This is a genomic window from bacterium 336/3, from assembly GCA_001281695.1.
GTDB lineage: Bacteria > Bacteroidota > Bacteroidia > Cytophagales > Thermonemataceae > Raineya.
This window is the reverse complement of sequence record LJIE01000003.1, coordinates 19507-43908: the sequence shown is the minus strand read 5'-3', so window position 1 is coordinate 43908 and position 24402 is coordinate 19507. Positions and strand designations below refer to the sequence as shown.

The following is a 24402-nucleotide window of genomic DNA, read 5'->3' as shown; positions in this document are numbered from 1 at the left end:
TACCATCATTTCCTCCAAAACAAGATACAGGTGTGGTTTGCAGGTTAGCCATATCAGGTGAACCAATATCAGAAACAGCAATAGCACTAGATATCCACTCACAACTTCTGCTATCAGTCACTTTCACTCTATATGTTCCTGCAAAAATGTTTGATAAGGTATTGCTGTTACCACTCACTGCAACATAACTAGCTCCTTGAAGCTTCTCCCACGCATACGAATAAGTAGGTGTCCCTCCTGTAATGCTCACTGTAATTACTCCATCATTTTGACCACAAGAAGTGTTTGTAACTACTGGTGCACTTTGAAAAGCAATAGCAGTCGGTGATGTTATGGTTGCATTCACTACACTTGCCCCTGAGCAGTTATTTGCATCAAAGATGCTGATATTGTATGTTCCTGCACTTAAACTTGTAAGGGTTGCTGATGTTGTATTAATATCTGTGAGTATCCAAGTAGTGCCTCCATTTAAAGACACCTTGTAAGGCATGGTACCACCTGAAATATTGAGTGTGGCTGAGCCATCATTTCCTCCAAAACAAGAAGTATTGGTGGAAGTAGCAAGGTTGGCAGTAAGTTGGTCTGGCTCTGTTATCACAAAATTGACTGTCTTCACACAACCTTGCAAGTCTCTGACTGCTAAAGTGTGATTACCTGCTGAAAGTCCTGAGAAAACATTGTTCAAACCAAAAGTACCTCCATCTAAAGCATACTGATAAGAACCCACCCATCCACCAGTGGCAGAACCTGTAATGGAGCCATCATTGCCACCAAAACAAGATACTTGCTGATTAAAACTCACACTTGCATCCAAAGCAATGTTGGGCTCAAAGATGGTAAATTGAGTTACTACCCCTCCAATAATATTATTATCACAATTTTTAGAATCTTTAAATTTCACATAATAAGTTCCTGCCTTGAGATTTTTAAACAAATGGGTTTCAGTTGCTCCAAGGCTGACTGTTTCCACTATTCCTCCCCAGCTATTAAGGGCTGCAATCCCTATATAGCTAGAAGTATTGTTATATGACCATTCTATCTGATAAGGAGCACTTCCTCCCTCGAATCTCACTTGGGCTTCTCCATCACTTCCTCCTTTGCAAGAAACATCTTTCTTGGTACCACTCACTACTCCAGAAGATAACTGTGTTGGTTCTGAGATAATGATGGTTGTATCTTTCTGACAAGAAAACTGGTCTTGAATACGAAGTCTATAAGTTCCCTCTGGTAAAGCAAGAAAACTGGCTCTTGTTTGGCTTTGAGGTGTAGGGTCAATATAACTATAAAAACTATTGGACTCATTTCCTGCTGTTCTTTGAAGGCTAAAAGTATAAGCCCCTCCCACTGCTGGAACTCCTCCAATAGCTTCTGATTCAATTTTTCCATCTTTGCCTTGATAACAAGTAGGAAGTATTACCAAAGCATTTGTAGGGCTTATTCTAGGTGGCTGAGTGAGTGTTACTACTTGTGTTTTCTCACAACCATTGGCATCACGAATGATAAGCGTGTATGTGCCAGCTACTAAATTTGTAAAAGTAGTGGCTGTGGTAGTAGTAGCTGTTTGAGATAGAGAACCTACCTGAACAGTATAGCTTGATGTTTCAATCCCTCCTTTGGGTAATACCTGAATGCTCCCTACTCCTCCAAAACAAGGAATATTATAGGTTCCAAATTGAGAAAGTGTGAGGTTATTAATGTCTACAGGTGCTGTTGGTTCCGATAAGGTAAAGTTTTCAATCACCTCACACGCTCCCAAAGCGTCTCTAATCTTTAAAGTATAGTTAATAGTGTTGCCATCAGAGCCTTTTGCTGCAAGACCTGAAAACTCAAAAGGAGTACTAGTAGCTCCTGAAACAGTAGTTGCAGGACTAAACACAGGGCTATCTTCTGTAAGCTCATAAGTATAAGGCATGATGCCTCCTTTTGCTTGAATGTTTACTTTTCCATCGGTTGAACCTTTGCAACTCACATTGAAACCATTATAAGTATGCTTGGAAAAATTTTGTTTTTCTAACAAAGCAGGCTGTTGAACCTTAATATTAAAAATTTCTCTATAGCAACCTGCCCTACTTCCATTAGAACCCCCTGCATCATAATTTTCGATGGCTAAGGAATATCTACCTGCTAGAAGTCCTGTCAAGCCATTAGCATTATCGGCATTATCAGGAAATACCACAGGATTGCCTGGTGTAGGTTTTTTATTTAGTACATTGAGTGTCAATCCTGATGAAATAGAATTTCCATTTTCATCATGAGTTCTTCTTAGAGAATAATAGTAGCCATTTGCTTGCCCTGTAATATCTTTAACAATAATTTTTCCTGTGGGTGTAGAAAAACACTTTACATTTTCAATTCTTAGTTGAGTACTTTCATAAGTAGCTTCTGAAAGGTTTGAAATAGTATTGTTGGCAGGTGTTGCAGGAGCAATAATATCAACAGCTGGAGGCCAATTGACTCGAATCTGACCAGCATTGGAATAATTGGTGGTTCGAGTATCTGCTCCCACACCATATACCCCTCTTACCCTAAACTGAATATTAGGATTTAAAAGCGTTTTGCCATTATTATAAACATTTGTCAGGTGTCCTTGGATTCCTGGCAAAGCAAAAATATCTGCAATCTCAAATGCATTGGAAGTGGAAGAAGTAAAACCTAATGTCCAAGAGTTATCATACACAGTAGTTACAGCAGGATTATAACAAAGATAAGGATTACAGAAATAATCGTAGGTATAAACATAGTAAGTCGTATCTCTTACACAAATAGGATCACAAGGTACAGATATGAGTCCTCCAGTATCAGGGTCAATATCAAAACAACCTATAGGAGTAACTTCTTTTAAACAAGCAGTGGTCAGTGTACTATCTATTTTACAAGTATTATAGCACGTTACACTATCAGGTTTTGTGTAAGCACCTGATACTCTGTATTCCCAAAAATAAGTCATGCCTTCTACATTAGGAATGGTAGTTCTTTTATCAATGTCCCAACTTACATTGTCTGATAGTCCATCTGTAAGACAATGCCCTGTACCATGATCAGTTGGATCATAATTAAATGTTTGAGGGGCTTCAAATACATTATCAGGTAAGAAGTAACGCATTTCAATAAATACACCATAATTCCACTGTGTAGTTTGGTCTGGTTCAATAATATGCCATACCCCAGGGGCATAATTGGAGAGGTTGATATATTGCCAGTAGTCTTGAGCATTGGTAGCAGCTACATCGGCACTTCTATTATCATCCTCACAGCCTCCCAAATTATCATAATTACAACGATTGCCACAAGATTCTGAATTTCTTCCATCCTCCCAACCATCCACTTTTAAAACCAAATCAGCAGGTAATGAGCCTGTAGCCAAAGGAATATTATAAGTATTGCCTGCTAACTCTGGAAAAAATACTTTTAAACCAAAAGTTTCATCTCCTCCCCCATCTTTAGAGAAACAACCAATTTGGTTAAAGGTGGCTGTTGAATTGGTAGAGGAAGAAAGTACAAAAGAATGGTTTCTACGTGCATAAGACTGAAAAGCAGTAATTTTGATTTCAATTCTTTGGGCAAAGGTTTCGAGACTAAAGCCTAAGAAAATGAGGCAGAGAGTAATGAAAGGGATAAGTTTTTTCATAGTGTCATTGTGTACTTACTATCTTGCAAATATATGTATGTGTTCAATTTAACACCATCACACCTACTGATGTGAGTAGGCGTGATGGTATGATTTATAATGATGTATTAAGGTACTATATCAAATTCTACTAAATCTTTCAATCTTCCACCTTCATTTTCACACCCTGATTTGTAAGCAAGGGTATAACGAAGTGTTCCTTTTGAATAGGTTTCAGGTTTGCCTACTTCTTTGTTATTTACTTTGATAGCAAAGTTAAAAGTGTTAGGTTGATTGGTAGGAGTAATAAAAATAGTGGGTCCAGCAGTTAATGTTACAAATGTTCCATCTTGTTTAAAAGCATATAAGCTTAATGATGCCCCTTCTAATTGGCATTGGGTATCAGGAGTAACTGTTAAATCGAAGGTAATGGTTTCTCCTACTTTATAAGAAGATTTGAATGTGATACTGGGAGCAATTTCTGCATTTTTATAAACTTTGGGTTCATCTTTCTTACAACCTGCAAAAAGTGTGATAGCAAGAAACAAAATAGAAAGTAGTGTAATGTTTTTCATGAGAAAAAGAGATTTATTTGTTGAATGAATAATACTGCAAATATACGAGGTAATTTTCTTATCTACAAGTTTTTAGGATTTCAAAAAACTCAAAAGCATGTAAGAATTCTTGCAAGATTGTATGTTTTTAAGAACACTTTGCAAGATTTTAATACACACCATTCTTTTAAAAACATTAGAAGCTTTTGTATCTTTTTTAAGAACATAAAACTATCTGTAAGATTTTCAGTGATATTACTTAATATACTACCAAGATCACCTTACTCATTTTACTTCGAGCATTATCCTTAAAAATAGCTTGGATGGCATATTGGTATTCTCTATTCAGAGATGCTTCTTTGTCAATGTAACTCTTAGCATTCACATCTAAAGTGGATGTGAGCAATCTCAAAGGCTTTCCTTTTTCACTTCTATAAATCCAGAAAGCATATACATCTTTTTCTGGATACTCCCAGTTTATCCTGATTTCTTTGTTTGTTCTATCTGATACGACTTCAAATTTTTCAATAGCCCTCCTGATTTTCATGTCCAATCTTTTTGCCATGATGGGTTTGGAAGGCTTGGATTCCAAACCACTCTCATCCACTGCCACAAGAATATAAGCATAAACATTCAAAAGATCTGTATCTTTGTCTAAATAGTTTTGGATACTTTTTCCTTCAAACATCTGAATTAGTTTCCAATCCTTCGATCCTTGTTCTTTTCTATAAAGCAAATGCTTTTTCACATCTTCACTACTACTCGATGCCCATTTCAAGAAGATTCCTTCTTCAAGAGCTTCATAGTGAATGAAATTGGCTTCTGTGGGTGGTATTTTATCAGGACGTTTCAAGAGTAATGCTTTTGAAAAATCAGAAGCATTGAATACTTCATCCAAAGCCACTATTTTGTAAAATACTTTCTTAGAAAGTGTTTTGATATTAATAGTATCATAAAACACTGTTTTTCTGATGGGTTCTTTGGAAACTTGACTATATTCTTGATTTTCAAAATTACTTCGAAATACTCTGTATCCATACAGGTCTATTTCCTTTCCTTTTTTCCAAGTAAGTTTCACCACCCCATTTGAATCTACCACTCCTTCAAGCCCTTCTGGAATGTTGGGGGCAATGCTATCTTGAGCAAGTACTCTATAAGGAAAAGACAAAGCATATTCACCCTCCTTTTTGCCCAGAGCCTTGATACGATAGTAATTGGAACGCTCAGGCTTGTTATCTACAAAAAATGTGGTAGTCACAGGTAATATTTGAGTATTTAAAGGCTCAAAACCTGATTGTTCTGTTTTAGAACGTTCAATCTGAAATCCTTTTACTTGAGCAAGGGTTTCTGAAGGAAATTGCCATTCCACTTGAATATGACCATTTTTGAGTTCATAAGCTTTGGTAATACTTGGATTACCTCTCAAAGGGATATAACCCATTCCAGAAACTGTATCAGAAGGCAAACTGATTTGTCCAAAGGCATTCATCCCTTTGATGCGATAGAAGTATTCTTTTTGGTTCTGTTTCAAAGAATCTACATAGAAATTCTTTTTGAGGTCTTCTTTGGCTCCATAAGGCTCTGTATTCAAAAAGGGAAGTTCAGAAGTGGCTTTAAATGTTTTTCCACCATCTTCGGAGCGTTCAATTTGATAAGCTGTGAAATATTTATTGTAAGGATTTTTATCCCAACTCAGTAACACTGATTTATCAGAAAATTCTGCATGTAACTCTCTAATTTGAGGCAGAGGGCGATAATCAGAAACACCTACATACACATAACCTGTATCAATGGCAAGAGTATTTTTAGGGCGAGATGCTACATAGACTTTATACAAATACATTTCATCTTTTTTCACATCAGCATCTTCCAAATACAAAGCAGCAGCCTGAGCTGTCTCTTTTGAAACATCTGAGGCAAACAAAGCAAAAGAGTATCTATTCTCTAATTCAGTAGATTGATTGAGCATTTCTACCATCCCTTTTGTAGTAGAAGTCTTCGCTGCTCCTTGAGATACCTGAAAACTCTTTCCATACAAGGCTTGGGCTGCAATGGCTGCAAATTGATTCTTTTTGGCTAAGGTTTCCCAATCTTTTAAAGCCAAAGGCTTCAAAGGGTTCGTAGTAAGTTTTACAAAGGCTGGTTTGGGGCTTAATACCTTGCCAGACTTTACAATCAGTTGTCTTTCTACTACCACTCCTTGCTCTGTAGATATTTTCCAAGCATAAGGGCTAGAAGCCGCCCATCTGAGTAAAATCTTATCAGGAGAGGCTTGTCCCAAGAGTTTGATAGCATGGGTATTTTTGAGGGTAGTATCTTTCTTTTGAGCATACAAAGGCATCGCCACTACACACAAAAGTAAAAAAGAGCAAAGTGTTTTCATAAAAATTTATGATTTGCACAAAATTATCAAATTATTTTCAGATGCTCAAATCTCTATGATATTCAGCTTGTAAGAAAACATAAAAAATTCAAGATTTTAGAAATGTCTTTTGAAAAAAAGCCAAATGTTTACATATTTCTCTATCGAATCAGCGAAAAAACAGAAATTATCCGTGAATACTTTGGCTTAGAAAACCTCCTTTTTAGATAGTTAAATCACTGACTATGAGTTCTCAATTAACTCATATAGGCTTATAAAAACTCTTTTTTAACTCCAAAACCACTTTCAAAAAAGACAGCGTATCAGTCAAAAAGTGGGGGAAATGTTGCAAAAACCAAACTGGAAATAGAAATATATTCTAAAAGACTGATCAAATAAAATTCAGTAAATCAATGATTTAAAAACGAAAAAACACTTTTTATAAGTCAAAAAACAGAAAATATCCGTCAAAGACTTTGGCTTAGACCGCCCTCCCTTTTAGATAGTTAAATTTTCTTAATCAAGCTTATAAAAACTCTTTTTACAGGTATATCTATGTCCTAAAAAAGACATTTCATCAGTCAAAAAACAGAAATTATCCGTGAATGCTTTGACTTAGAAAACCTCCCTTTTAGACACTTAAATCTTTGAGGATGAGTACTTTTATTTCTAAAAAAGACAGCGTATCAGTCAGGATTTTGGCTTAGGAAACCTCCCTTTTAGCATAGCTAAGTTGCCTCAATCAAACTTATAAAAACTCTTTTACAAGTATGTCTATGTCCTAGAAAAGACATTTCATCAGTGAAAAAACAGAAATTATCCGTTAAATTTTAGCTTAGAAAACCTCCCTTTTAGAAACTTAAACCTTTGAGGATGAGTACTTTTATTTCTAAAAAAGACAGCGTATCAGTCGAAAAACAGAAAATATTTGTCAAGAGTGGGTAAAATGTTGTAAAACCAGATAAATTAAAAAAATTATTATAAAAATAAAACATTATTTATCAAATACTTACAAGCGAAAAAACACATTTTATCAGTCAAAAAACAGAAAATATCCATGAATGTTTTGACTTAGAAAACCTCCTTTTTAGAAGATTAAATTTTTCGATTAGGCTTATAAAAACTCTTTTTACAAGTAAACTTATCCTAAAAAAGACATTTTATCAGTGAAGAAGTCAAATGTTTATGATAAAAGAAATTTTATTTATTCAGTTTTTTTATCATACTAATCCCATTGTTTTTAAGTATAACCCAGCAGGATTGCCTACTTTGCCAAATTTTCCTAATTTCCATTCATAAACCCATTTAAAAGTCTTTTTACGTAAGCTTTCATCTTTTATTATTATACTTACTATATCCTTACGCACAACTCCTATTTCTTCTAAACTTTTTAAACATCTTTGTTCTTCAGAATTGTGATTAAAATCTATATCAACTACTGCTTTATCATTTTGTACATCTATGTCAAATTCAATATCCTGAAATTTCCTTCCTCTTTTTAATAATTTATATGAAACATTTAACTCTGTATATTTATTAATTTGGCTTATAGCTGGATCTAATACTCTGTGCTTTAATTCTACTATTTGTTTATAGAGTTCTGGTTCTTTTCCCTTTGGATCAAGAATTTTTAGTCTAATTTTCATTTCTTCTATACTTATCTTCCATACACCTTTGTCCTTCCATTGAGATAACATCGTATATATTCTTTTTGCGTATTTAGAAGACATATTGAGAGCTGCATATAAACGAAAAGAGGTGAATCTTTCCCTTAAATCAAATAGAAATGGCTTGATTTTTTCTGATAATTCAATTTCTATAATCCCTAAACCTTTTTTATATAAACAACTTGAAAAAAGCCAAATTTGTAAGTAATCTCCATTGTCTAAATTATATTCATACATACGACTTCCCATCTTTTCTGTTGCTTCTCTCAATTGTGTATATTGATATTCTTTTTGAGTTATATTTTGGAGTTCTAATATGGGTATTTGATACTTTTTGGTTTCAGAATCCTTCTTAAGAATACTCAATAAGTAAAATAATATATCTAGTTCAGTTGCACTCATTTCAAAACGTGCTTCTGTCAAAACATTTGATTGTCTTATTTCTTGTTTATCATTTATTCTAGAGAGCATCATAGTCTATAGATTTTATGTTTCATAGCAAATATAAAACATATTTTAAAAAATACAAAAAATTACAAATGTCTTTTTTAAGGGGTATTTTTTTGACTGATAAAATGTCTTTTTTGGAGATTAAGATATTGGTATTCAACTAAAAAAGCAGATAGCTTTATATTATAGATGGTTATTCTTTGACTGATAAAATGTCTTTTTTGGAGATTAAGATGTTGGTGTTCAACTAAAAAAGCAGATAGCTTTATATTATAGATGGTTATTCTTTGACTGATAAAATGTCTTTTTTGGAGATTAAGATGTTGGTGTTCAACTAAAAAAGCAGATAGCTTTATATCATGGGTGGTTATTTTTTGACTGATAAAATGTCTTTTTTAGAAACTAAGATATTGGTATTCAACTAAAAAAGCAGATAGTTTTATATTATAGAAGGTTATTCTTTGACTGATAAAATGTCTTTTTTAATCTTTGACTGATAAAATGTCTTTTTTGGAGATTAAGATGTTGGTGTTCAACTAAAAAAGCAGATAGCTTTATATTATAGATGGTTATTCTTTGACTGATAAAATGTCTTTTTTGGAGATTAAGATGTTGGTGTTCAACTAAAAAAGCAGATAGCTTTATATTATAGATGGTTATTCTTTGACTGATAAAATGTCTTTTTTGGAGATTAAGATGTTGGTGTTCAACTAAAAAAGCAGATAGCTTTATATTATAGATGGTTATTCTTTGACTGATAAAATGTCTTTTTTGGAGATTAAGATGTTGGTGTTCAACTAAAAAAGCAGATAGCTTTATATCATGGGTGGTTATTTTTTGACTGATAAAATGTCTTTTTTAGAAACTAAGATATTGGTATTCAACTAAAAAAGCAGATAGTTTTATATTATAGAAGGTTATTCTTTGACTGATAAAATGTCTTTTTTAGAAACTAAGATATTGATATTCAAGTTAAAAACAACCCATTTCTTATTGCGGATAGTTATTTTTTGACTGATAAAATGTCTTTTTTAGAGGCTAAGATGTTAGTGTTCAACTAAAAAGCAGGCTGTTTCTTATCGAGGATAGTTATTTCTTGACTGATAAAATGTCTTTTTTGGAGATTGAGATGTTGGTGTTCAACTAAAAAAGCGGATAGTTTTATATTATAGAAGATTATTCTTTGGCTGATAAAATGTCTTTTTTGGAGATTAAGATGTTGATGTTCAACTAAAAAAGTAGATAGTTTTATATTATAGAAGGTTGTTTTTTGGCTGATAAAATGTCTTTTTTGGAGATTAAGATATTGGTGTTCAACCAAAAAAGCAGATAGTTTTATATTATAGAAGGTTATTCTTTGACTGATAAAATGTCTTTTTTAGGTACATAAAGACATTTAGTATATTAATGTCTTTTTTGGCTGATAAAATGTCTTTTTCAAACTGATAAAATGTCTTTTTTGGCTGATAAAATGTCTTTTTTCAACTGATAAAATGTCTTTTTTGGCTGATAAAATGTCTTTTTTAATCCTTATAAAAAACTATAAAACAGATAGTTACATTGTATCCAAATAGTCAAATAATATTAAAAATAATACAAATTTGTGTTGTTTTTTTAAAATATTTTTTGTTAAATGATTAAAAAGAGGTATTTTTAAAAGTTGGTAGACTTTGATTTTTAAAGTTTAAATATATTACTCTATTATATAATTTTTTATTTTATATAAAATCTCTAATTTTCGAAAAAAAAGCTCATGACAAAAATTATTGCAGTAGTAAATCATAAGGGAGGGGTTGGTAAAACAACTACAACTCTTAATTTAGGAAAGGCTTTGTCTGTAAATAGTAAAAAAGTTTTACTTATTGATTTAGATCCTCAAGGAAACTTAAGTCAAAGTTTGGGTAAAGAAGTGGAAGAAAATACCATTTATGAAACCCTAATAGAAGATAAGAAACCAAATATTATAAAAATTTCAAAAAATTTAGATTTAATACCTGCTAATATTGACTTGGCTGCGGCTGAAATAGATTTACAAATAAAAACTCTTGCAGGTCATACTAAACTAAAAAAGAAGTTAGCTGATACTGCAATAAAATACGATTTCGTATTAATAGATTGTCCTCCAAGCTTAGGAATGTTAACAGTAAATGCTTTAACATTTGCAACAGAGATGCTAATTGTTGCACAAGCTGAATACCTAAGTGTTAAAGGATTTAATACAATTATGAAACTCCATAAAGATATTGTTGAGGAATTAAATCCTAAAGTTAATTTTTTAGGAATCTTATTTACACAATTTAATGGAACAGTTGTAAATAAAAGTGTTATAGATGGAATGCGTAAAAAGTATAAAAATAAAGTTCTTAATACTCTCATTCGTAGAAATGTAAAAATATCAGAAGCTTCTATACATAATCAAGACATATTTACTTATGACTCAGAATCTATGGGAGCAGAAGATTACAATGCACTTACTTTAGAAATTCTAGAAAATTTAAAAAATGGCTAAAAAAGATATTCTTTCAAAAATTATTCAAGATAATACAGGACAAATAGAAGAAATAACTATCTATCCTGATTTGCAAGCTCTAATCCCCCCTCTTACACAAGAAGAGCTTGAAGGGCTTGAAAAATCTATAATAGAAGAAGGGTGTAGAGAGCCTATTCTACTTTGGGAAAATGGAAATGAATTGGTTTTAGTAGATGGGCACAATCGTTATTCTATTTGTAAAAAACATGGATTACCCTATAAAACTCGGTTAAAGGAATTTAAAAATTTCGAAGTAGTCAAGGATTGGATGATTTCTAATCAACTAGGAAGACGAAACCTAACAGAATTACAAAAATCTTATTTGAGAGGTTTGCAATACAACCGAGAGAAAAAAGGGCTTGGAGGAGATAGGAAGACAGAAAAATCAGGTTCCCAAAATGGCAACTTGAAAACTGTTGATAAATTAGCAGAAGAGCATAAAGTTTCTCGTAATACAATTATAAGAGATGAAAAATTTGCTCTAGGGCTTGATAAACTCACAGAAGGGAATAAAGAACTCAAAGATAAAATTTTAAATAAAAGTATAAAAGTACCTCAAAGTGTTGTTCAGGAAGCAGTCAATTTAGATAAAAAGTCTGTAAAAAAGCTTGCTGAAAAAATTCAGGAAGAACAAGATTTACCAAAAGTATCAAAAGAGAACAAAGGGAAAAAGAAAGATACAAAAGAGAAGCTTTTAGAAAATATTATGCAGAAACTGAAAAATTATACTTATGAAAAATTGCTCGAAATTGAAAAAACTATTTAAAAGCTGATCAATGGTCAGCTTTTTTATTACAAGAAATAAATTATAATCTTAAAAAAGGCTCCTATCAATCTAATAATCTTACAACATATACAATAAAATATAACACCAGCTAATAGATGTTGTAACATTTAATTTACTGATTTTATTAAAAAAACACTTAAATCTTACATCATTAAAAAAGCTTTTAAATATTTAAATAGCTTAAAATAGGCATTTTCTCTCTCAAAAAGTCTCTCAAAAATTATTTTATTACACCATTGCAAAATCAGGGATTCCCTGATGCATAAGAGTTTTTTATTTACTTTATTGCAATTTCAAAAATAAAAAAAAATGATGATATTTGTATAAAAATATCATTCTATGATGGTAAAATTTAAAGACATTGTATATGAATAAATTAAGTTTAATAATAATATGAAATATATTTTTTCTGGACATGATTCTTTTCAATGTAGACAACTTTGGTTAAAAAAAGGATACGATTTTGTGATTGAAGGAAGAAATTTCAATGATGAGTCAGCAGTAATACAACTTGGCGTTGGAAAAAATATGGTTTCATCAATTAGATTTTGGTTAAAAGCTTTTAATATCATTGATAAAAAAGATATTCCAACTGAGTTTGGTAAAAGATTATTTGATAATGAAAATGGCTACGACCCATTTTTGGAAGATGAAGCAAGCCTTTGGCTTTTACACTATCAAATAGTAAAAACTGGCTTTGCATCAATTTACTCCATAATTTTTAATGAATTTAGAAAGGAGAAAATGTTTTTTAATAGAGAAAGTTTTGTAAACTATGTGAAAAGGTTGGGAGAAAGTAATCCAGAGTTAATCTTCAATGAAAATACTATTGCTAAAGATTTTGATGTTTTTATAAATCTTTACAAAAATGAATCAAGCATCACAGATATTGAAGATAGTTTCTCTGGAATTTTATCTGAACTCGAACTTTTGAAAGCAACTTATAATCAAAAAGGAAAAATAGATTCATATTACATAGAAAATACGGAAAGAGATATTCTCAATGAATATATTGTTTTATTTACAATACTTGATAATCCTAATTATGGAAACTCTATTAGTTTAAATTCTTTAGAGTTTGATTTGAATAGTCCAGGCTCAATATTTTCCTTGAATCGCTCTGGTTTGATGAATAAAATCTCTGATTTAGTTAAGAAATTCAAAGAAATTACTTTCACTGATCAAGCGGGAATTAAGGAATTGCAATTCAAAAACAAACCAGAAGCTTACACAATTTTAGACAAATATTATGGAAAATAATTTCACAACATCAATTAATATTATTAGAGATACGGATAAGAATTTCAATTATATTCCAACACCCAATGCTAAGCAAGTTGTTAGCCAAATAGTCAATGATTTCAAGAAGGGTATTCGTTCATTTAATATTGTTGGGACTTATGGAACAGGTAAATCCTCGTTTCTTTTAGCTTTTGAACAAAGTGTAAAAGGAATAAAACGGTATTTTGAACCAAACTTCTTGGCAGAACTTGAATATGATTTTGTAAAAATTGTTGGTTCCTACTCTTCAATTATAGATCAATTTGCAGATATTTTTGAAGTTCAAACACAAAATAATTTACAAGAAAATATACTATCCGAAATATTCAATAGATACCACTCACTTGAAAAGGAAAATAAGATTTTGTTTATATTGATTGATGAGTTTGGTAAATTTTTAGAATATGCAAGCAAACATAATCCTGAAAAGGAATTGTACTTTGTTCAACAATTGGCGGAGTTTTGTAACAATCCCAAACATAATATTGTACTGATAACAACTGTTCATCAAAGTTTAGAATCGTATGCCTACAGTTTGAGTAAAATCCAACAACATGAATGGACTAAAGTAAAAGGACGTTTTCGTGAAATTACATTCAATGAGCCTGTTGAGCAACTGTTATTTTTGGCATCAGAATATATTACAGAAAATTATAAAAATAAAGCATCAAAATCAGAAATTGGAAAATGCTTAAAACTTGCAATTGATACAAAAGCTTTTAACTTCAATAAGGACTTTCTTGAAGAAATTGCCTTAAAACTATACCCACTTGATATTCTTTCTGCAAATATTCTTACACTTTCATTACAAAAATATGGACAAAATGAACGTTCTCTTTTTTCTTTTTTAGAATCATCAGATCATACAGGTTTGACAAAATTTAATAAACAAGAAAATCCATTTTATAATCTATCAAATGTTTATGATTACTTGAATTTTAATTTTTATTCCTTCTTAAATTCAAAGTATAACCCTGACTTTTCAGCTTGGGGCTCAATTCGTTCATCTATTGAAGAAGTAGAAAGAGCATTTGATTATAATATTAATGATTATATCAAAACTGTCACAACAATTGGGCTTTTGAATATCTTTTCAGCAAGTGGCTCAATATTAGACTTGAATTTCTTAGTTGAATACTTAAAAATAACTTGTGGTATTCTTAATGCAAAAGATGTTATCAAGAATCTTGAATCAAAAAAAATTATTCGATATCGAAATCATTCCAAGCGTTTCATACTATTTGAAGGAACAGATTTAGATATTCAGACAGCTTTAATTGAAGCAGGAAACAAAATATCTGAGGTTGTTGATATTACTACACTCCTAAACAAACATATACAGTTTCCTCCTGTTTCTGCTAAACAGTATTCATTCATAACAGGAACACCTAGATATTTCAACTTTGTCATTTCAGATTATCCAGAGACAAAAAAAATCCCTCAAGGGGAGATAGATGGACTTGTAATACTCGTATTCAATTCTAAGTTAAAAGAAAGTGACATCCAAAATAAATCAAAATTACAAGAGGAAGCAGTGATTTACTGCTTCTTTAAGAATTCAGATGAGATAAAAAACTTATTATTTGAAATTGAAAAAATTCAAAAGGTTTTAGAAGAAAATAAAGAGGACAAAGTAGCTAAGAGAGAACTAGAAAACATTGTCGAATCTCAAATACGATTACTCAATCATTATATAACTGATAGTATTTACTCAGGAAGTGAAGATGTAAAGTGGTTTTTTAATGGAGAGGAAAAGAAAATAGCTCATAAAAAAGACTTCAATAAATTACTTTCTCAAGTTTGTAGCATGGTATATGATGCTACACCTATTTTCAAAAACGAATTGGTAAACAAGCATAAAATATCTTCTTCTATTCACACTGCTAAACGTAATTACTTTAAAGCACTAGCCAATGACTGGGATAAAGAGAATTTAGGTTTTGAGGACGCTAAATTTCCACCTGAAAAGACTATCTATTTGTCACTCTTAAAAGAAAATAGTATTTCTCCTATTAGAGAGAACTCAATAGATGTAATATCAATTGATAGAAATTCAAGCTTTTTCAAACTATGGAGAGCATCAGAAGATTTCTTGGAAAGTGCCAAGTTTGAGCAACTAAAGGTTTCAGAATTGAGTGAATTATTAGGTAAGCGACCCTTCAAACTTAAACAAGGATTAATTGACTTTTGGGTCCCAACTTTCCTATTTTTAAAACGGGATGAATTTGCCATATTTAATGAAGATGGTTACATCCCTCAATTATCAGAAGAAAATTTAGAACTGATAGCAAAATACCCTGAAAAGTATTCGATAAAAACTTTTGATATTGAAGGTGTCAAACTTGATATTTTTAATAGTTACCGAACTTTCTTGAACCAATCAACGGAACTAAAATTTGATAACAAATCTTTCATTGAAACAATTAAACCATTTATTATTTTTTATAAACAATTACCTTCTTATACTAAGAACACAAAGAGGCTATCACCCTCAGCTTTAAAAATTCGTAAAGCAATTGCAACAAGTAAAAATCCAGAAGAAACGTTTTTTGAGGCTTTTCCTGATGCATTAGCAACTTCGCTTCATACTTTACAACAGGATATATCAAAGTTGCAAAATTATACAGTGAGTTTGCAGGATACTGTAAGGGAGTTAAGAACAGCTTATGATGCATTAGTTAAACGTTTTGAAGAGTTCATTTGTAGTGAATTTGTTGGTCAACCTACTGAATTTGAAGAATACAAAGCATATCTTCAACAGCGTTTTTCAAAACTAAAAAAACATATGCTTTTAAGTAATCAGAAGACTTTTGTTCAACGATTAGATTCACCACTTGATGATAGAAAATCTTGGCTAAGTTCTATAGCTCAATCAATTACAGGGAAAGCATTAGAAGACTTTTCAGATGAAGATGAGATTTTACTTTATGAGAAATTTAAAGCTATGGTTTTAGACTTAGATAGTTTAACAAAAATCTCTAAATCTGATATTGACGAAACCAAAGAAGAAGTAATTGGAGTAAAAATAGATACATTTTTCAGTAAAATAGATCCCAAAATTGTAAGAATACCTAAAAATAAGACTAAAGAAATTGAGTTGTTGAAAAGCGAATTAAAAACCAAATTGGGTAAAGACAATACATCTAACATTGCTGCTGTTTTGAACCTACTAAAAGAGTTATTACAATGAACAAAGTAAGACATGTATTAGGTATATCAGGAGGTAAAGATAGTGCTACTTTGGCTATTTATGTCAAAACAAAATACCCTTCCATAGATTTAGAGTTTTATAGTTGTGACACAGGTAAAGAATTAGACGAAACCTATCAACTGATAAAAAACCTTGAAATTTATCTTGGAATTAAAATTAAGCTACTTCAAAATGCAGAAAATAGTTCGGAAGATCCTTTTGACCATTTTCTAAAAATGTATGGAGGTTTCCTACCTTCATCAAATGCTCGTTGGTGTACCAAAAAATTAAAACTAGAACCGTTTGAAAAATATGTAGGTGATGATCCAGTAGTTTCCTATGTTGGGATTAGAGGGGATGAAGAACGTGAAGGGTATATTTCAACGAAGAAAAATATTCAATCTATTTTTCCTTTTCGTAAAAACATCTGGAGCCAAGATGTAGTGAATAAATTACTTTCTAACCAAAATATAGAACAACTTTTAGAAATATCAAAAAATATTGATTTTGGCAAAAGTCAAGAAAAAGCATTTCAGACTATTTCACGAAAGGTAGATGTAAGTTTTACCCATAATCAAAAGCTGAATATTTTGCTTGATTCGAATGTAAAAGCATTTAATTACTTAGTTTTTGATTTTTTGAAGACTACAGACTATCCTTTAGCAACTGAAAATATATTTCCATTGCTCGAAGATGAGGAAATTTTGGTACGAGAGGACATTTTTAGAATCTTAGAAGAAAGTGGGGTTGGTGTTCCTGCCTATTACAAAAAAATTGATTTTGAAATCAATGGTAAAAAAGGGCAATATGCAAGAAGTCGTTCAGGTTGCTTTTTTTGCTTCTTTCAACAAAAAATCGAATGGATTTGGTTGTATGAACAGCACCCTGAACTCTACAAAAAAGCAATGGAATATGAGAAAGATGGTTATACATGGGGACAACATGAAAGCTTAGAAGAACTAATTCAGCCGAAAAGAATGGCTGCAATTAAAGAGGAATATGTAAAAAGAATGGAGAAAAAATCAAAAGTAAAATCAAACCTTCTAGTGGATATATTGGATGATGATGACACTGAAGGATGTGCAGCTTGTTTTATTTAAAAAATGTTAAAAATGAAATTTACAATAACTAAATGGACAATAGAAAACCTTTATAGTGTTTTTAAGAATGGAAAATTAGATTTGAGTCCTCCATATCAAAGAAATTTTATTTGGTCAAGAGAAGATCAACAAACGCTTATAGATTCTATAAATAGAGAAATACCAATACCTAATTTTTTTATTCTTGAAAAAGGACAGGAAAAATATGAGATGGTTGATGGACAACAACGCTCAAGAACAATAATCAGTTTTATCAATCAAGGTTTTAAGGACTTTCAAGAGAAGCATTACTCTGAAAGAACTCATCCAAAGTTTTTAAATTTTTCATTTCCATTAACTATTATTCATGATACAGAAGGCGAGTCCATAGAGAAATTTTATGCTTTAGTAAATAAAACAGGAATACACTTAAATAAACCTGAAGTTAGAAAAGCTGACTTTTATTCTACAAAACTTTTAACACTTGTAAATGAAATTGCTGAATCTAAAAAATTCGCAAGATTAAAATTATTTACAGATGCTACCTTAAAAAGAATGAATGATAAGGAGTTTATTTCTGAATTGCTTGTTCTAATAAAAGATGGCCATGTTGATAAAAAAGGACATTTAGATGAATATTTTAAAAATGATATAACCAATGATTTATACATAGAGCTTAAACATAAATTTAATGATGTTATTGATAAGATTAATGTATTAAACACAATTTATCCTATTAATAAGACACGATATAAACAGCGTAACGATTTTTATACGCTTTTTGATTTCATTTTGAATTATTCTCCATATGACGAATTAGAATTAATACATTTTTATAGAATATTAGTTTTAATTGGTTATGATATAAAACCAACTCAAGAGAACTGTGAACCATTGAGAGAATATGCAAGGAATTGTGTAACACAATCTAATTCAAAGGGAGCACGTGAATATAGACTATCATTTTTTCAAACACTCCTTACAAATCCAGAGAATAAGCCGAATAATGTTCAAGAACAAGTTATGGCATTTTATAGATTCAAAAACAAGAAATTAATGAGTATAAATACTTTCTTTACATTGAATATTAAGGATATTTCTAATCAAAAAAATATTGAATTCTTGAAATGAAATTTGAAAATGGTAACATATTGTTGAGTCAAAATAAGTACAGTAACTATGTTCAAATAGATGAGGAAGATTTTTTGTTATTATCCTTAAATGAAGATTTTCAAACATCTAAAGGAGCAAGCTCTAATATATTCATACTTAATGACCCAAATGGAGATACAGAAGATAGAGTAATCAAAATCTGTAAATCACCTCTTTCACAAGGTAAAAATAGTAAAACTAATAGGTTTGAAAGAGAAATTAAAGCTTTTAGGTTAGCAAAAAAACATAAACTTAGAAATGTTATTCAATTTTTTAAAAGTGGAATAGTAGAAATTGATAATGATGAGTTTTATTATTTTATAATGGAAAAAGCCAATGATGATTTAGCTTCTTATCTTGTAAATAACAAATTTGATTTTACAGTAAATCAGAAATTAGCCTTTTGTGTAAATATTTTAAATGGAATTAAACAACTGCATAGTATAGGCATATATCATAGAGATATAAAGCATGATAATATTTTAATAGTAAATGGAGAATTTAAAATAGGAGATTTGGGATTGGTTAAATTTAGAGAAAAAGATTATAATGCTGATAAGACCAATGAAAAAATTGGTCCAATTGGATGGCTATCTCCAGAGGCGACAAACAAAATGCTTACAAACCAAAAGGGCATAATATATAGTTACGATTGTGAAATAGATGGAGATTCTGATATTTTTCAGTTAGGAAAGTTATTTTGGTATGTGTTTCAAGGGAATCTGCCAGTTGGGCAAATAGAGATAGATGATTATATAATTGGTGATAATGAGATATTTAAAATGATTTTTTTAATGTTGCAACACAAAAAAACAAGAAGATTAAAAATTAGAGATATTGAAACTCTATTGGAGCCTGTTAAAATTAAATATGGTGTGTAGCTTCAAATTTTATTTAAACAAATGTCTGAACTTGAAAAACTTACAGAATATATAGTTTCCTTTTCTAGGAAACACTCTCTTTATGTTGAAGAATCAGCAAGTGGAAGATTCAGAATTTTTACAGACCATGCATCAGGTATAACACTTTTTTTAGAAGTCAAAAGCCCTACTAAGTTCTCTTTTTACTTTTTAGAAAGAACATATGATATTGTTTATCATGGTGATAGAACGGACATTCATGTCATAATGAGTTTAATGTTTGCAAGTTTTCTTAGGGAATTTAACACTGAAATTTCTTGCTCACTTTTTGATATACCACATCCTGTAGTAGAGGATGAAATTTGGGGTAGATATATAATGCCTGAACAAACTCCATTGCTTTGGGGTATTACTAGTTGGGAGAAACTAAGTGATACCATTTCCAAAATTATTATAAGTGTAGCAATGTGGCGAGAGTTATTTTGGCAATTTGTTGGATGTCCATGCCAAGATTGTTTAAAAATAATTGGAATAGATCGTAACGATAGAGAGTATGAACTCCCATCAGAGTTAAGTCATGATGAAAATAAATTATTAAAACATACTCTTAATTTAAATTATGGTAATCGTAAAAGACCTGAATGGAGTTATTTCTATGATATGAAAAATGAAATAACAATTATCAAATCAGAAACCTTATCGATGTACTTGGAAGCCCTACAAAACCTATCAGAGAATAAACGAGAGGTAGTAGATGGAATGAAAGGCAAATTTGTTTTGCATGGTGAATTGAAGAACTATTTGGCCAATAGTGATATTGCTGAACTTAAAAAGTTATTCAAGATTTTAGGACATAAATCTAATTCTAAGAGTATTAGAATACTACCCTTAGAAAATATGATGATGGCCGTTGCTAAACCGTACATTATTGCACTTGGTAGATTTTGTGGAATACATAAGTTTAAAATTGAGCGAGAATCTTTGAGAACGCGTCATAATCGAGAATCTGAACTCATTTTTCCTATTGCTCTGTTTGAGTGGGTTGAAGATACTTGTCCTGAGCAGTTTGAGGGCTTAATTAAAGCATTATTAGAACGAGAACCAAATGTTGTTTCAGTGAGAAAGGCATCTCCAATGAATCAAGGAGATGGAGGAAGAGATTTATTGATTGAGTGGAAAATTCGAGAAAATGGGGTTGTATCTCAAGCTCATCCCCCAACTTTACAAATGAGAGTTGTTGGACAATGCAAATCAAGTAATAAATCTGTAGGAAAGAATAAAGTTTTAGATATTAGGGATACTGTGGAATCGCATAACGCACAAGGGTATTTCTTAGCTGTAAGTACTCAAATCTCAACTCACTTAACTAGAAAGTTAGAAGAATTACAAGCAAAAGGAATTTGGACAGAGTGGTGGAATAGAGACGATATTGAAATTCGACTATCAAAAAATCAAGATTTATTACCATTGTTTCCTTTAGTAGTTAAGGCTAAACATCAAATTAAGTTTGTAGAACAAGACTAAAGATGAACATTAAACAAATTACATATCTCGACTACAATTCCACCACCCCAATTGACCAAAGGGTGTTCAAAGCAATTTTACCTTATTTACAGGGCAACTTTGCTAATCCAAGTAGCACCCATTATTTCGGTCAAAGTATCAATGAAGGAGTTAAACAGGCACGTAATGCAATAGCTAATTTCATCAATGCAGAATCTAATGAATTAATTTTTACAAGTGGGGCAACAGAGGCTATTAATCTTGCTATTAAGGGAGTTGTTGAAAGCTATTCAGAAAAAGGTAAACATATTATCACAGCTTCAACGGAGCATAAAGCTGTTTTAGATACTTGCAAAGACTTGGAAAGAAAAGGTTTTGAAGTTTCTTATTTATCAGTTCAAAATAATGGTTTAATGGATTTAAATGAGCTTAAACAAACTATTCGAACTGATACCATTCTTGTTTCAGTAATGTATGTTAACAACGAAACAGGTATTATCCAACCAATCAAAGAAATTTCAAAAATAGCTCAAGAAAAGGGTGTTTTGTTTATGACAGATGCCACCCAAGCAGTTGGTAAAATAGAAATTGATGTGGATGATTTAGGTGTTGATTTGATGTGTTTTAGTGGTCATAAGATATATGCTCCAAAAGGTATAGGAGCACTTTTTGTAAGACAAAGAGGAAATAAAGTAAAACTTATCCCACTAATCCATGGAGGTGGGCATGAGCAAGGTTTGAGAAGTGGTACACTGAATGTGCCAGGAATAATGGCTTTGGCTAAGGCTTGTGAGATTGCTAGCCAAGAGATGATAAAAAATGAGAAAACAATTAGAGAATTAAGAAATACTTTAGAAATAGAGTTATTAAAGTTGCCTAATACTTCACTAAATGGAGATTCTAGAAGCAGGCTTTATAATGTATGTAATATATGTTTCAGAGGACAAGATGCCAATGTACTAATAGGTAGAATGAAAGATATAGCTGTTTCTAATGGTTCAGCTTGTACCTCAGCTGTTGAAGAGCCTTCACATGTTTTAAAAGCTATGGGGATTTCAAATGAAGATGCTTTTGCCTCCATAAGGTTCTCTTTGGGAAAATATAATACCCTTAGCGAAATAGAATATGTTATAAGTAAACTGAAAATATTAATGCAATAAGAACACCACAATATGCTGAAAACTTGTGAATGGTCACCTGATAGAGATTATAAAACAGGTTCAGAAAATGAACCATTACAATTTTATTTGGATGGTTTAGCCAATAGCAATGAGTTCAGTTTGTTATTAGGTTATTTCAGTTCATCAGCTATAAATTTACTTTCAGTAGGCTTTGCCACTTTCATCAGTAAAGGTGGTAAAATGCGAATGGTCATCAACCATTTATTATCTGCAAAAGATAAAGAAGCCATTGAAAAGGCAAATCAAGAAGCTGTAAAGAAAGTTTTTGATTTAACAGATGTGGTTTCTCTTGGAAGAATCCTAGATGAATATGACACCCATTTTTTTGAATGCTTAGCTTATTTAATTGCAGAAAAACGAATAGAAATAAAAGTGATTAAGCCAAAAAATGGAAAAGGCATAGCCCATTATAAATCTGGAGTTTTCAGCGATGGTCAAGATTCTGTGGGTTATAAAGCATCATGTAATTTTACACTTTATGGATTGTCTGAAAACTTAGAAGAACTAGAAGCTTTTCTTAGTTGGGAAAATGGCAGGTCAAACAAATTAATAAAAAAACAACTCAAAATTATTGATGATTATTTTGCTGAAAAAGATGAGGACGTGGAATATGTTGTAGTAAACGAAATTGAAGTTGTGCTAAAAGATAGATTTGGCAAAAAGGATATCAATGAATTATTAGTTCAAGAAGAACAATTGCTCAAAACAAAGCAAAACTTAATGTTCTCTAATCCAAAACTAAAGAAAACAATTAGTAAACTTTTTAGCGAAATTGAGATTATTAGACGTACTCCAAAATTCCCCTATTCAGAAGGGCCAAGAGAATACCAAGTAAAAGCTTATAACAGCTGGACAGCCAATGATTACAAAGGAATGTTTGCAATGGCAACAGGAACAGGTAAAACTATTACTTCCCTCAACTGCCTGCTTAATGAATACAAGAAAACAGGAGTTTATAGAGCGATAATAATGGTTCCAACAACAGCTTTAGTTGAACAATGGAAAAAAGAATGTTTCAAGTTCAATTTTAAAAATATTATTACAATCAGTTCAAAAGAGAACTGGAATAAAAACCTTGCATTTTTCAATACTGCTTCAATACTGATTGATACTTCATATATTGTCATTGTTACTTATGCTTCTTTGCCAAAACCTAAATTTCAAAGTTATTTTACTCAACTGCCTAAAGACACAATATTAATTGCAGATGAAACGCACAATTTAGGTTCGCAAGGTCTTTTAAGACTGTTACCAAACATACATCTTGAAAAACGAATTGGATTATCTGCAACTCCACATAGAAAGTTTGATGAAGTAGGCAATCAAGCCATACAGCAGTTTTTCAATGATGTGCCGCCTTACATAGTTTCTTATTCAATGGAAGAAGCATTAAAAATTGGTTGGTTATGTAAATATACCTATTACCCTCACATTGTAAAGCTAACAAATACAGAGATGGAAAAGTACAAAGAACTTTCTCTTCAACTGTTGCGAATGGGCTTATTTGATAAAGAAACAGGAAATTTTAGAAGTACTCCTGAAATTGAGAAAAAACTCCTTGAAAGAAAACAAATCATACACAAAGCAGCCAATAAATTAGAAGTATTTAAAGTCATTCTAAAAAGTGAGTTCGATAAACGAAAGAATCTAAAATATACATTGGTATATGTACCTGAGGGTGTAGAATCAAAATTTGACAAAACGGATTTTAGCGTTGAAACAGAGGATGAAAACAGGTTGATTAACAAATATACAAGAGCAGTTAGCCAAACAGATGATTCTGTGATGGTGAAACAGTTTACTGCAAGTTCAAGCAACCGTGAGGAAATACTAAAAAACTTTGAACAAAGTAATATCCACGTATTAACCTCAATGAAATGTTTGGATGAAGGTGTGGATGTGCCACGTTCCGAACTGGCAATATTTTGTGCAAGTACTGGTAATCCAAGACAGTTTATCCAAAGAAGAGGAAGAGTTTTGCGATTGCACAACGATAAAATTCACGCAACCATTCACGATTTAGTAGTTGTGCCAGAAGTTTCAGATGAAAGCACCTTTGAAATGGAAAAGGGATTAGTAAAAAAGGAACTTGAACGAGTGGTGGATTTTGCTAATCTGGCAATAAACAAAACTGACACATACGAAAAGCTGAGAAGCATATTGGACCACTACAACCTAAACCTTAACGATTTATAAAAT

13 protein-coding genes and 2 pseudogenes are annotated in these 24402 nt (G+C 31.4%); 10 read left to right on the top strand and 5 right to left on the bottom strand.

What is annotated here, in order from left to right; translation table 11 throughout:
* Positions 1 to 64: 64 nt before the first annotated feature.
* The 5 genes and pseudogenes from AD998_20290 to AD998_20270 form a co-directional block, all read right to left on the bottom strand.
* Positions 65 to 250, bottom strand: a pseudogene (locus tag AD998_20290) (hypothetical protein).
* A 3485-nt stretch (positions 251 to 3735) separates the two neighbouring features.
* On the bottom strand, positions 3736 to 4182 hold the full coding sequence (locus AD998_20285) for a hypothetical protein (protein ID KOY84535.1): 447 nt from the start codon (positions 4180 to 4182) through the stop codon (positions 3736 to 3738).
* Between the two features lie 238 nt (positions 4183 to 4420).
* The gene (locus tag AD998_20280; protein ID KOY84534.1) at positions 4421 to 6544 is read right to left on the bottom strand and encodes a hypothetical protein; all 2124 of its coding nucleotides are present in this window, start codon (positions 6542 to 6544) and stop codon (positions 4421 to 4423) included.
* A gap of 1199 nt (positions 6545 to 7743) precedes the next feature.
* On the bottom strand, positions 7744 to 8664 hold the full coding sequence (locus AD998_20275; GenBank protein KOY84533.1) for a hypothetical protein: 921 nt from the start codon (positions 8662 to 8664) through the stop codon (positions 7744 to 7746).
* A gap of 1033 nt (positions 8665 to 9697) precedes the next feature.
* Positions 9698 to 9961: a hypothetical protein gene (locus AD998_20270; protein KOY84532.1), complete on the bottom strand. Its 264-nt coding sequence runs from the start codon at positions 9959 to 9961 to the stop codon at positions 9698 to 9700.
* Positions 9962 to 10393: 432 nt separating this feature from the next.
* Between AD998_20270 and AD998_20265 the strand changes: the two genes are divergently transcribed.
* From AD998_20265 to AD998_20220, 10 genes and pseudogenes are all read left to right on the top strand, one after another.
* Positions 10394 to 11149: a chromosome partitioning protein gene (locus tag AD998_20265; GenBank protein ID KOY84531.1), complete on the top strand. Its 756-nt coding sequence runs from the start codon at positions 10394 to 10396 to the stop codon at positions 11147 to 11149.
* On the top strand, positions 11142 to 11936 hold the full coding sequence (locus AD998_20260; GenBank protein KOY84530.1) for a hypothetical protein: 795 nt from the start codon (positions 11142 to 11144) through the stop codon (positions 11934 to 11936). Before AD998_20265 ends, AD998_20260 begins: the two co-directional genes overlap by 8 nt.
* A 414-nt stretch (positions 11937 to 12350) precedes the next feature.
* On the top strand, positions 12351 to 13217 hold the full coding sequence (locus AD998_20255; protein ID KOY84529.1) for a hypothetical protein: 867 nt from the start codon (positions 12351 to 12353) through the stop codon (positions 13215 to 13217).
* A complete protein-coding gene (locus AD998_20250) occupies positions 13207 to 16428 on the top strand; it encodes a hypothetical protein (GenBank protein ID KOY84528.1) in 3222 nt (1073 codons plus the stop codon). Before AD998_20255 ends, AD998_20250 begins: the two co-directional genes overlap by 11 nt.
* Positions 16425 to 17528 carry a phosphoadenosine phosphosulfate reductase gene (locus AD998_20245; GenBank protein KOY84527.1) on the top strand — a complete coding sequence of 368 codons (1104 nt, stop codon included), beginning with the start codon at positions 16425 to 16427 and terminating at the stop codon, positions 17526 to 17528. Before AD998_20250 ends, AD998_20245 begins: the two co-directional genes overlap by 4 nt.
* Positions 17529 to 17540: 12 nt before the next feature.
* Positions 17541 to 18500: pseudogene (locus AD998_20240) on the top strand (hypothetical protein).
* A 134-nt stretch (positions 18501 to 18634) separates the two neighbouring features.
* On the top strand, positions 18635 to 19540 hold the full coding sequence (locus AD998_20235; protein ID KOY84526.1) for a hypothetical protein: 906 nt from the start codon (positions 18635 to 18637) through the stop codon (positions 19538 to 19540).
* A 21-nt stretch (positions 19541 to 19561) separates the two neighbouring features.
* A complete protein-coding gene (locus tag AD998_20230; GenBank protein KOY84525.1) occupies positions 19562 to 21043 on the top strand; it encodes a hypothetical protein in 1482 nt (493 codons plus the stop codon).
* A gap of 2 nt (positions 21044 to 21045) precedes the next feature.
* A complete protein-coding gene (locus tag AD998_20225) occupies positions 21046 to 22182 on the top strand; it encodes a cysteine desulfurase IscS (protein ID KOY84524.1) in 1137 nt (378 codons plus the stop codon).
* A gap of 12 nt (positions 22183 to 22194) precedes the next feature.
* Positions 22195 to 24399 carry a hypothetical protein gene (locus AD998_20220; protein KOY84523.1) on the top strand — a complete coding sequence of 735 codons (2205 nt, stop codon included), beginning with the start codon at positions 22195 to 22197 and terminating at the stop codon, positions 24397 to 24399.
* Positions 24400 to 24402 lie beyond the last annotated feature (3 nt).

Excerpts from the sequence above, each read along its gene's own strand:
- AD998_20225 (KOY84524.1), top strand. The coding sequence starts at position 21,046 with ATGAACATTAAACAAATTACATATCTCGACTACAATTCCACCACCCCA.
- AD998_20235 (KOY84526.1), top strand. The coding sequence starts at position 18,635 with ATGAAATTTGAAAATGGTAACATATTGTTGAGTCAAAATAAGTACAGT.
- AD998_20245 (KOY84527.1), top strand. The coding sequence starts at position 16,425 with ATGAACAAAGTAAGACATGTATTAGGTATATCAGGAGGTAAAGATAGT.
- AD998_20275 (KOY84533.1), bottom strand. The coding sequence starts at position 8,664 with ATGATGCTCTCTAGAATAAATGATAAACAAGAAATAAGACAATCAAAT.
- AD998_20260 (KOY84530.1), top strand. The coding sequence starts at position 11,142 with ATGGCTAAAAAAGATATTCTTTCAAAAATTATTCAAGATAATACAGGA.
- AD998_20255 (KOY84529.1), top strand. The coding sequence starts at position 12,351 with ATGAAATATATTTTTTCTGGACATGATTCTTTTCAATGTAGACAACTT.
- AD998_20285 (KOY84535.1), bottom strand. The coding sequence starts at position 4,182 with ATGAAAAACATTACACTACTTTCTATTTTGTTTCTTGCTATCACACTT.
- AD998_20280 (KOY84534.1), bottom strand. The coding sequence starts at position 6,544 with ATGAAAACACTTTGCTCTTTTTTACTTTTGTGTGTAGTGGCGATGCCT.
- AD998_20230 (KOY84525.1), top strand. The coding sequence starts at position 19,562 with ATGTCTGAACTTGAAAAACTTACAGAATATATAGTTTCCTTTTCTAGG.
- AD998_20220 (KOY84523.1), top strand. The coding sequence starts at position 22,195 with ATGCTGAAAACTTGTGAATGGTCACCTGATAGAGATTATAAAACAGGT.
- AD998_20265 (KOY84531.1), top strand. The coding sequence starts at position 10,394 with ATGACAAAAATTATTGCAGTAGTAAATCATAAGGGAGGGGTTGGTAAA.
- AD998_20250 (KOY84528.1), top strand. The coding sequence starts at position 13,207 with ATGGAAAATAATTTCACAACATCAATTAATATTATTAGAGATACGGAT.